Below are 9,457 nucleotides of genomic sequence, written 5' to 3'. Positions count from 1 at the left end.
CAGGCCGTCGACGTCGCCCAGACGCAGATTGACCGGGTCCTTCTCCTTGTTCCAGTAGTCGGCGACCGACCTCTGGTAAGCGGTACGCAGGACGTGGACAGGGGCGTCCGAGGTGGTGGTCATGGCAGGTGCTCCTTACGGCGTGCCGGTGTTTCCAAGGACGTTGACGGTGACGTTGACGAAGGCGCTGCGAAGTCGCCGGACTTCCACGGGAGATGAGGGAGCACATGCCCTTCGCGTCCCCGGCGGATGGGCCGAATCGCCGACCGGGCTGTGCGCCGCAAGTGAAGCAGCGCGTAAAGACGTTGAGCGAGAGGCCCGGAACCGTCACCTCGTGTTTGCGCCACCGTCCGCGGGCCCCGGAGGCCGTGATCAGCGCTCGCCGACGCCCGCAGGAACGGAAGACGCCGCTCCCGAGGACGGCCGGATTCGTCCGAACTGATCCCTGCGCTCCGGCTCTGTGATCGACAGCCGGCCCGGTACGACAGCCGGCCACCGCCCGGGCGGACGCACGCCGACCGCGGCGTCCACTCGTCCCGGAGTGATGGGCACATTTGTCGGGTGGGTGACAGACATGCACGTCAGGGCCCTGAGGAGGGAAGGACGACCTTGTTGCCGCTCTGCGGATCGTGTTATCCCTGCGGCCAGGACAGCGCCAAGTAGAGGGCCCACGGACGGAGTTGCAGATGCAGGCATCAACCCCAGGCACGACCGACGTACCGACGGAGGGCGTACCGACGGAGGCTGCCGACTCGTCCCGTCGCCTGGCCCTGCTGCTGTCCGGACCGACCGGGATCGGGACGAACTCCCTGCGCCTCGCCCCGCCCCCCGGAACACCACGACCCGTTCCGCTCACGGCGCCGGTCGTGGAACCGCCGGCCGCCCCCGTCGTCCCCGGCGCGGAGTCGCAGCCGTCGTCGCAGCGGATCGAGGGCCTCTACTGCCCGCCGGCCGTACGGGACGACCGCGCGCTGGCCGACGAGGTCAACGCCCGGCTCGTCGAGTGGGCCGAGGAGGAGATCGGCCTCTACCCCGGCACCGAACTCAGGGAGCCGCTCGTCGGCTTCGACGCCGGGCGGTCGGTGGTCCTGTGCCACCCGGACGCGCCCGGCATCGACCACCTCATGGTCGCCGCCCGCCTGCTGATCGGCGAGAACGCCGTGGACGACTACTTCTGCGAGGCGGAGTACGGCGGCAGCGCGGAGCGCCGCGGCGCGGCCCTGGCCGTCGCCCAGTCCGCGATCGATCCCGCCCACAACACCCCGCGCTACGAGGCGGACTGGCGCACCGGGCTCGAATCCCACCCGGCGCTGCGCTCGATGCGGTCGGCCATGGACTACTTCTACGCCCTGGCCACCCCGGCGCAGGCGCACCGCTTCCGGCACGACATCGCCAACCTCTACCTCGGGTACAACGCCGAGGGCGACTGCATCAGCACGCTCCGCACCCCCGCCGTGTGGGAGTACCTGGTGCAGCGGCAGTTCAACAACTTCCGCCCGTGCCTGACCCTCACCGACTCCATCGGCGGCTACGAACTGCCGGCGCACATCTTCGCGGAGCCCGCCGTACAGCGCGCCGTCGCCCTCGCCTCCAACGCCTCGACCATCTGCAACGACCTCTACTCGCTGCGCAAGGAGCAGGCCGGCGAGCGCTTCCACTACAGCCTGCCGACCGCGATCGCCGCCGAGGAGGAATGCTCCATCGAGGACGCCTTCCAGAAGGCGATCGCGGTCCACAACGAGATCGTCCACCTCTTCGAGGAGCAGGCCGCGACGCTGTCCGCCACCCATCCGCTCACCGCCCGCTTCATGGCCGGGCTGTCGAACTGGATGAGCGGCAACCACGAATGGCACGCCGGCAACGTCGGCACCCGCTACGCGACCTCTCCCTGAGACGCCGTCCCGCTACGAGACCGTCACTTCGGCGATGCCCGTGCGGGAGCCGGCGGCGGACGCGCCGCGCACCACCACCCGTACATAGCGCGCCGGCGTGCCCTTGCCTCCGGCCGCCGGGGCGGCGGCGCGCCAGTGCCGTCCGTCACCGGACAGCTGGACGTCGTACGAGGCCGGCGCCGGGCCGCTCCAGGTGGGGGTGACCTCGGTGACGCGTACGGCCTTGCCGAGGTCGGTGGTCAGGCTGCCCTCCGGCCCGTCGGGCACCCAGGCGGTGGCCGGGCTGCCGTCGACGGCGGCGGCAGCGTACATGCCGGGTTCCTCGGAGGAGGCCGTGACGGTGGTGCAGCGGGCCAGGTCGCCGGTGGGGGCGAGGTCGGGGCGGCGCGTCGTGAGGACGGCCGGGGCGGCCTTGGTGAGAAGCCGTTCGCCCTGCGGGGTGTCGAGGGTCATGGGCGCGCCGTCGGTGAGCCGCACGGTGGTGGTGCGGGCGCCGAGCTCGACGTCGTACGTGCGGCCCTGCCAGCGCAGCCGGCGCAGGGTGACGCCGCGGCCGAGCTGCGGGGGCAGCATCGGGTCGAGGTGCAGCCGGTCCTCGCGCATCCGCATGCCGGTCAGACCGTGGGTGAAGATCTGCAGGAAGCCGCCCTTGCCGGTGAGGAAGTCGTGCGCGGGCGAGCCGGCCAGCGGGTCCTCGGCCCCCGCCTTGGCACCGCGGGCCTCCGAGAACTGGTCGAAGGGACCGCGGACGAACGGCCTGATGGCACGTTGCAGATAGGTGTACGTGGAACAGCCCGGTTCGTCCGTGCCGGCGGCGGCGATGGCGTGCACCGAGTCCGTCATGGCGGGGCCGTCGGGGTCGGTCCGTGCGGCGTAGTAGTCGAGGGTGCGGGCCGCGGTGTCCTTGGTCATCGGCCATTCCAGGGGGTAGGTCAGCAGGACCGTGTCGGCCTGCTTGATCTTGCCTCCCCGGTAGCCGTCGTACTGCTGGAAGACCTTGTGCTCCGCGTCGTACGGGATCCGGATCCGGTCGGCGATCGCCGTCCACTCGGCCGGGGCGCGCTCGCCCAGCAGTTGTGCGGCGCGGCCGGCGTTGCGCAGCGCGGTGACGGCGCCCGCGTTGGTGAAGACGGCGTCGTCGACGCCGTTGCTGTACTCGTCGGGGCCGGCGGTGTCCTTGATGGAGTAGCTGCCGTCCGCGTTGCGGCTGACCCGGCCGGCCCAGAACTCGGCTATGCCCCTCATCACCGGCCAGCCGCGGGTGCGCAGCCAGCCGGTGTCGCCGGTGGCGAGGTAGTACTGCCAGGTGGCGAGGGATATGTCCGACTGGAGGTGGATCTGGGTGCGGCAGTGGGGCGGGTCGACGCTGTGGCACTCCTGGGCGAGGTCGCCCCGGCTGCCGCTGTTCCAGGGGTAGAAGAGCCCCTGGTAGCCGAGCTTGCGGGCATTCTCGCGGGCTCCCGGGAGGGTGCGGTAGCGGTACTCGACGACCGTCTTCGCGAGGTCGGGCGCGGTGGCCAGCAGGGCCGGGTACATCCAGGTCTCGGCGTCCCAGAAGACGAGGCCCGCGTAGTTGTCGCTGGTCAGCCCGGCCGGGGCGATGCTGTTGCCGGCCCCCGCCCGGGTGCTGGACAGCAGCCCGTAGCGTGCGGAGCGCACCCATGCCTGGAGGGCGCCGTCGCCCGGCACCTCGATGTCCGACCGCCACAGCCGTGCCCAGGCGGCGGTGTGGGCGCGCAGCAGCCCGTCCCATCCGCGGCGGGCGGCGCGCTGTGACGTGGCGGTGGCGTCCTGGCGGGGCGAGTGCGAGGTCAGCGCGGTGTCGACGCCGACGTACTTGGTGATCTCGTACGTGCGGCCCTTGCGGACGGGAAAGGTGAGGGACTGCCGGGCGCTCAGGTCCCGGGCGGGTGCGGCGGCCGTGGCCTTCGCCGCGCGCACGCCGCGCCCGGCACGCAGGGTGGAGGCGACGGCGCCGTCGGTGTCCGTGCCGTCGGTGCGGAAGGCCACGTCCATGGTCCGGCTGTCGTGCCCGTTGCGGCCGTTCCCCGTGGTGCGGTCGCCGCCGCCGGTCTGCCGGATGCGGCGGGCGCCGTGTCCGTCGAGCAGGTCGGTGACGGTGGCGTCGCCGTTCCAGCGTGGGGTGATGCTCAGCCGTACGGCGCCCGCGTGCGGGTCGTCGCGGTCGGCGAGGACGTCGTAGACCAGGTCGGTCTTCCGTCCGTCGGACGCGGTCCAGGTCAGGGAGGTCCGGACGATGCCGCAGTGCAGGAAGAGGGTTTGCCGGTAGCCGGATATTCGGCCCGGTTTCGTCAAAGAGTTGAACGTATCGCCGTGTTCGCCGCCGGGGCCGGCGGTGCCGACGTCGAGGGTGGTCCAGGTGGGCAGCGCGGCGGCGACCTGGCGGTCGCCGGCGGTCTCCTTGTCGTGGGCGTAGAGCCCGGAGACGAACGAGCCGTCGTAGGCCGGGGTGAAGAGCGGCCAGCCGGTCTTGGCGGTGCTGCCGGTGTAGCCGGCGCCGTTGGGCGCTACGCGCTGCCCGAGATAGCCGTTGCCGACGTAGGCGTGGTGGGTGTCGTCGTCGTTGACGCGGGTGGTCCCGAGGGTCCAGCCCTCGCCCGTCCGGCAGTCACCGGCGGGCGGGGCGGAGGCGGAAGGACGGTCGGTGGTGGGGGGTTGGGGTGCTGGTGCTGGTGCCGCGGCCGCGGGCGGCACCGAGGCGGTGAGCACGCCCACGAGCAGCAGTGCGGACAGGCGGGTGGGACGCGGCCGCGCACCGGGAGAGTACGTCATTGTTCTCCGTCGTCTTGATCTCCGGATCTCCGGCGAGAGTCCCGCGACCTTAAATTTGTTGAACGGATAGCGTCAACAGTCGTGGCTCTTCATACGACTTCCGAAGGAGGCGATTCGACGACGATCTCCCCCAAGCCGGGCGTGCCAGGCGGTGCCGGCCGCGGCGCGCGCCCGCTCAGGACACCAGGGACTGCTCCTCCAGCTCGGTGAGCTTCACGGTGCACAACCCGCCGCGCTCGGTCTTGACCTCCGTCACCTTGAGCTGCGTGCCCGGCAGGAGGATGAACTCCTCCTCGTCGGTGAACGCGGAGAAGTCGCGGATGCCCACGGCCCGGGCGGGACGCACTTCGAAGAGGGTCCGCCTGCCGCGGCCGCCCAGGAACGCCCGTGCCACGCCGGGCTTGGAGGTGCAGGACGACACGCCCCACCAGGTCACGGTGCGACCGAGCGGGTACTGCGCGCGCAGGTCCAGCGACACCCCGCGCCACAGCGGCTCGGTGCGGGCGGGAAGCCCCGACACCGCCGAGAACAGCAGCCGCAGATAAGGGAGGTAGGGGACGATCCTGCTCCGGTCCGGGGAGCGGAGGATGGCGTTGATCTCCCGGTAGAAGGCCGATTCGCAGGTGTAGAGGTAGAGCGCCGCGATCGCGTCGGCGGACAGCGCGCCGGCCGCCTCGTCCGCCCGCCTCTTGCCGAATTCGTGCGACAGGTTCACGTGCCGGTCGAGACCGGACAGCAGCTCGGCGACCGGACCGACGGCGTCGCGGAAGTCCATGAGCGGGGTGTCGAAGACACCGGTGATCGCGGGGAGGACGAGACCCTCGTCCTTGACGCTCGCGAGCCGTTCCAGATAGAGCTGGTGCAGTTCCATGGTGGACGCGATGAACGCGCCCATGCGCTCGGCGATGCCGCCGTCCGCCCCGCCGGCCTCCGCCGCGGCCTCGTTCCAGCCCTTGCTCGGCAACCAGTCGATCTCCTCGGCGCCCAGTGACGCGAGAGCCGCGTTGACCGTTCCGAAGTGCTCGCCGTCGCAGAAGATGTCGCCCTGCGCCGCGGGGTTGCAGTGGTCGATGTGCCGGACGTCGACCTCGGGGTACTTCTTCTGCAGGCGGAGGACGACCTTCTTCAGGCTGCGCGCGTGCGCGCCCCACCACGCGAAGACGACACCGCGGTCCTCCTCGCCGGCGTTCTGCTTGGCCTTGAGGATCTCCTCGACGATCCGCTCGGCGACCGGACGCCAGAAGGCGGTGTGCCGGTCGGTCCCCGTCGACCCGTCACTACTGGCGGTGAGTGCCGCGTTCAGCAGCAGCACGCCCTGCGTGAGCATCGCCTGGAACCACTCGGGCGGCTGGACGGCGTCCCGCTCCTTCAGCAACGCGCGGACGTCGGCGATCGGGGTCTTCTTGGGGATCCCGTACTTCCACATCGCCGCCGCCTTGATGATGCAGCGGATGCTGACGACCCTGCCGAACTGGCTGTCCCTCCAGTCGTGGAAGGTGTTGTCGAACATGGCTATGCCCGTGGCGCTCTCCGGCCGCGGGTACGGGTTCTGACCGAAGACGACGACCTTCCACTTGTGCGGCGGGTTCGGCTTGAGCGCCTGGAAGGTCAGTTCGCGGACGGGGACGACGTCCGGGCCGCGGCCCGGCCCCATGAAGGCGGCCGCGTCCGGCTGCTCCTCGATGACCGGCTTCAGCAGCGGAAGCCACGGTTCACCGCCGCCCTTGAACAGGTCGGCGAGGGCCAGCGGGTCGTGCGCGTCGGGCGTCGCGGGCGTGGCAGGGGTGGGGGCAGCGCTCATGGCGGAGGACTCCGAAAGGTCGAACAGTGCAGGTGGAAGGCCTGATCGGCGAAGTGCTCAGGAGAATACGGCCGCCCACTGACACTCCCTCCGGCTCATCGCGGCGCCGGGTCCGGGCCGGCTGCTCTGTCAGTGGGGCGCGGTAGCGTGCCGAGCAGTTCAGTGACCTTCCCGATCGGAGTGAACCATGACCGAGTACCCCGCGCCGTCGCCGCTCAGGGTCGTGCTGACCGACATCAACACCGCGGTGGTGGAGGCATGGCGAGCGGCGTTCGCGGACACCCCCGGCATCGAGATCCGCAAGGGCTCGATCCTCGATGAGGACGTCGACGCCTGGGTCACCCCGACCAACTCCCGCGGCCGGATGGACGGCGGGCTCGACGCGGTCATCAAGCGGCATCTCGGCGCGGGCATTCAGCTGCGCGTCCAGCGGGCGATCCGCGACCGGTTCGCGGGACGGCTCCCGGTCGGCAGCGCGGTGTGCGTTCCTTCCGGGGCGGTCACTCCGAGGTTCCTGATATCGACGCCGACGATGGAAGGTTCCTCGCAGAACGTGAGCGAGACCCTCAACGTGGCCCTGGCCTGCGCCGCCGCGTTCCAGGCGATCCACCGGCAGAACCAGGAGGCGCCGGGCAGCATCGGGTCGGTGGCGCTGGTCGGCATGGGTGCCCGGACCGGCCGGGTGCCGGCGCGCGTGTGCGCCAACCTGATGTGGACGGGCTACACCCTGTTCAACGACTACCGGTTCGAGGACTACGACGACCTGCGCGCCACGATCGTCGCGCAGCTGGACGACATCGAGAACGCGCCTGCCGAAACGCGGGTACGCATCGCGCCGCCCCGGCGACCGGCTGCCCGTCGCTGACGCCGGTTCACCGCCCGTCCGCCGTCAGCGGCAGGGGGGCGGCGAAGGTGTGGTCCTGCCAGATCCGGCGGGAGGGCTCCTCCGGGTAGGCCGTGACCGCCGGCCGGGAGTCGAAGAGCTGAACGAGACGCTGACCGGTCCCGTACGGTGGCCAGCCGGGGTCGCCGTGGGCCGCGAACGACGTCCACGCGGCGCGCATGCGGGCGGACAGGGTCTCCGCCTCCGGGAAGGGTGCCTCGCCGATCAGCGCGGCGGCCCGGCCTCGGTCCAGGTTGCCGAAGACGAGGGGCACGTCCAGGCCGTGGCAGGAGCCGAGCACACCGCCCAGGCCCGGGGCGGCCCAGGTCAGCTCGTAGACATGCACGCGGCCGCCGCCCGCGGCCGCCCGGGCCTCGGCGAGGTGGAGCGTCGGCATCCGGAACAGCCAGTCGGAGTGGACCAGTTCGTACAGCTCCCCCGGCCCCGCCGCCGGGAAGGCGTCGCGGTAGCGGCGCGCGCCGTCCGGGCCAGGGGCGAAGTCGTGGAGGGCGGTCGCCGCCTGCTCCTCGCTCACCTCGCCGAGCAGACCCTCGAGCGCGGTGAACAGCCGCTGCTCGTGACGGGTGTGGCCGACGAGGAGGTCCACATCACGGCCGGCACCGTCGTCCAGGGCCTGCCAGGGTGTGACGGCCACGACATCCCCGTCGACGACGGGCGAGAAGAGCACGGAGCGCAGCCCGGCCCGGCCCCAACGCGCGTTCCACCGCTCCCGCTTGGCGGTGACGGCGTCACCGGCGGCGGCCAGCCGCCGCGGATCGACGCCGGACAGATCGGCCACCGTGGGGCGCAGCCCCAGCTCGGCCGCGCAGGCAGCCGTAATGTCCGCGGCGAGCTCGGGCGAGAAGAACGTGCCCGGCACGCTCTGCGCGACGGCCCGGCGGAAGAGCCCGGCCGCGCGGTCCATCACCGACAGCGCGGCGATGCACCCGGCACCCGACGACTGGCCGAAGACCGTCACACGGTCCGGGTCGCCGCCGAAGGCCCGGATGTTGCCCCGCACCCACTCGAGGGCGGCGATCTGGTCGAGCAGACCCCGGTTGGCGGGGGCGCCCTCGATGTGCGCGAATCCCTCGATGCCCACGCGGTAGTTGAGCGTCACCACGACGACGCCGCCGTCCCGTGCCAGTCGGCCGCCGTCGTACTCGGGCAGTCCCGACGTGCCGAACACATAGCCGCCGCCCTGGATCCACACCATCACCGGCAGCCGCGCGCCGGGCCCGGGTTCGGGCGACCAGACGTTGACCGTCAGCCAGTCGTCGTCCGGCGCGTCCCGCGACAGGGCGTCCATGCCGAACACACCGGCCTGCGGGGGCGGCGGACCGTACGAGACCGCCTCCCGCACCCCGCTCCACCCCCGTACCGGACGCGGCGCGGCGAACCGCGAGGCACCGACCGGGGGCTCGGCGAAGGGGATGCCGCGGAAGACGGCCACACCGTCCTCCCAGCTGCCGCGCAGCCGGCCGCTTGCGGCCTGCACCTCGGGTCGGGTCATCGGCGGCTCCCCTTCAGGAAGGCGGGGCTGCGGAGGCCCTCGGCTCCCTGCGCATCATCCGCCGTGTCCCCATGCCGCGCCAGCCGTTTTCCGCTCGGTGACCAGGGCCGCCATGCGGACGCCGGGCTTCGACGGGTGGCAGGACAGGCCGTGGCTGCCGGCTAGGAGAAAGCGAAGACGACAACGAGCAGTGCAACGAGAAGGGCCGCCGTCTCCCATCGGATCGCACGGCTGAGCGTACGCACCGATATGGGCCTTTCGGACCGCGAGGTCGGTGACTGGCTCGGGGCGGCGTCATCGTACGTGGTGTCGCTCATCCCGTCATGCTAGCCGCGTCGCAGCCGGCGCTCGCGCCCACTTCCGCGCCTACTCCCTGACAGTCGAGCCCGCCGGTTGGCCGTGTCTGTGAGCTTCTGACGGAATCGTCCATTCCCTGTCCTTGATCAGTAACAAACCCATGAGGCGCGTCTGCTGAGGGTGATTCCTGGTGAAGACTGCGTTTTCCGTTGAGAGTCGGGAGCCGTCGGTGCCGTTGCGCAGCGTCACGGCCGCCTTTCCGGAGCGACGGCTGATGG

General features: G+C 71.6%; 6 protein-coding genes and 1 pseudogene. 2 read left to right on the top strand and 5 right to left on the bottom strand.

Annotated elements, in window-relative coordinates:
• Positions 1-123: pseudogene (locus tag AB0K09_RS23720) on the bottom strand (SAM-dependent methyltransferase); the annotation flags it as partial.
• A 563-nt stretch (positions 124-686) separates the two neighbouring features.
• On the opposite strand from AB0K09_RS23720, the gene AB0K09_RS23715 reads away from it, so the two are divergent.
• The gene (locus AB0K09_RS23715) at positions 687-1,892 is read left to right on the top strand and encodes a family 2 encapsulin nanocompartment cargo protein terpene cyclase (RefSeq protein WP_366067386.1); all 1,206 of its coding nucleotides are present in this window, start codon (positions 687-689) and stop codon (positions 1,890-1,892) included.
• A 12-nt stretch (positions 1,893-1,904) separates the two neighbouring features.
• Here the strand turns inward: AB0K09_RS23715 and AB0K09_RS23710 are convergent, their stop codons facing one another.
• The gene (locus tag AB0K09_RS23710) at positions 1,905-4,685 is read right to left on the bottom strand and encodes a glycosyl hydrolase family 65 protein (RefSeq protein WP_366067385.1); all 2,781 of its coding nucleotides are present in this window, start codon (positions 4,683-4,685) and stop codon (positions 1,905-1,907) included.
• 175 nt (positions 4,686-4,860) lie between these two features.
• Entirely contained in the window at positions 4,861-6,486 is a 1,626-nt protein-coding gene (locus tag AB0K09_RS23705; RefSeq protein ID WP_366067384.1) for an ADP-ribosyltransferase domain-containing protein, read from the bottom strand.
• Positions 6,487-6,673: 187 nt separating this feature from the next.
• Here AB0K09_RS23705 and AB0K09_RS23700 point away from each other — a divergent pair, with 187 nt between their 5' ends.
• Positions 6,674-7,351, top strand: a complete 678-nt coding sequence (locus AB0K09_RS23700) for a macro domain-containing protein (RefSeq protein ID WP_366067383.1) — start codon at positions 6,674-6,676, stop codon at positions 7,349-7,351.
• 7 nt (positions 7,352-7,358) lie between these two features.
• On the opposite strand, the gene AB0K09_RS23695 is transcribed toward AB0K09_RS23700, so the two are convergent.
• Positions 7,359-8,882, bottom strand: coding sequence for a carboxylesterase family protein (locus AB0K09_RS23695; protein WP_366067382.1), 1,524 nt, complete (start codon positions 8,880-8,882; stop codon positions 7,359-7,361).
• Between the two features lie 366 nt (positions 8,883-9,248).
• Positions 9,249-9,457: hypothetical protein (locus AB0K09_RS23690; RefSeq protein ID WP_366067381.1), on the bottom strand; the 209-nt coding region annotated here is incomplete at its 5' end.

This window comes from Streptomyces sp. NPDC049577 (genome assembly GCF_040675635.1).
Taxonomy (GTDB): Bacteria; Actinomycetota; Actinomycetes; order Streptomycetales; family Streptomycetaceae; genus Streptomyces.
Note: the sequence above shows the minus strand (reverse complement) of the source record. Positions and strands in the feature narration are given on the sequence as shown.

Coding starts and splice junctions, on each gene's coding strand:
- AB0K09_RS23715 (WP_366067386.1), top strand. CDS start 687: ATGCAGGCATCAACCCCAGGCACGACCGACGTACCGACGGAGGGCGTA.
- AB0K09_RS23710 (WP_366067385.1), bottom strand. CDS start 4,685: ATGACGTACTCTCCCGGTGCGCGGCCGCGTCCCACCCGCCTGTCCGCA.
- AB0K09_RS23705 (WP_366067384.1), bottom strand. CDS start 6,486: ATGAGCGCTGCCCCCACCCCTGCCACGCCCGCGACGCCCGACGCGCAC.
- AB0K09_RS23700 (WP_366067383.1), top strand. CDS start 6,674: ATGACCGAGTACCCCGCGCCGTCGCCGCTCAGGGTCGTGCTGACCGAC.
- AB0K09_RS23695 (WP_366067382.1), bottom strand. CDS start 8,882: ATGACCCGACCCGAGGTGCAGGCCGCAAGCGGCCGGCTGCGCGGCAGC.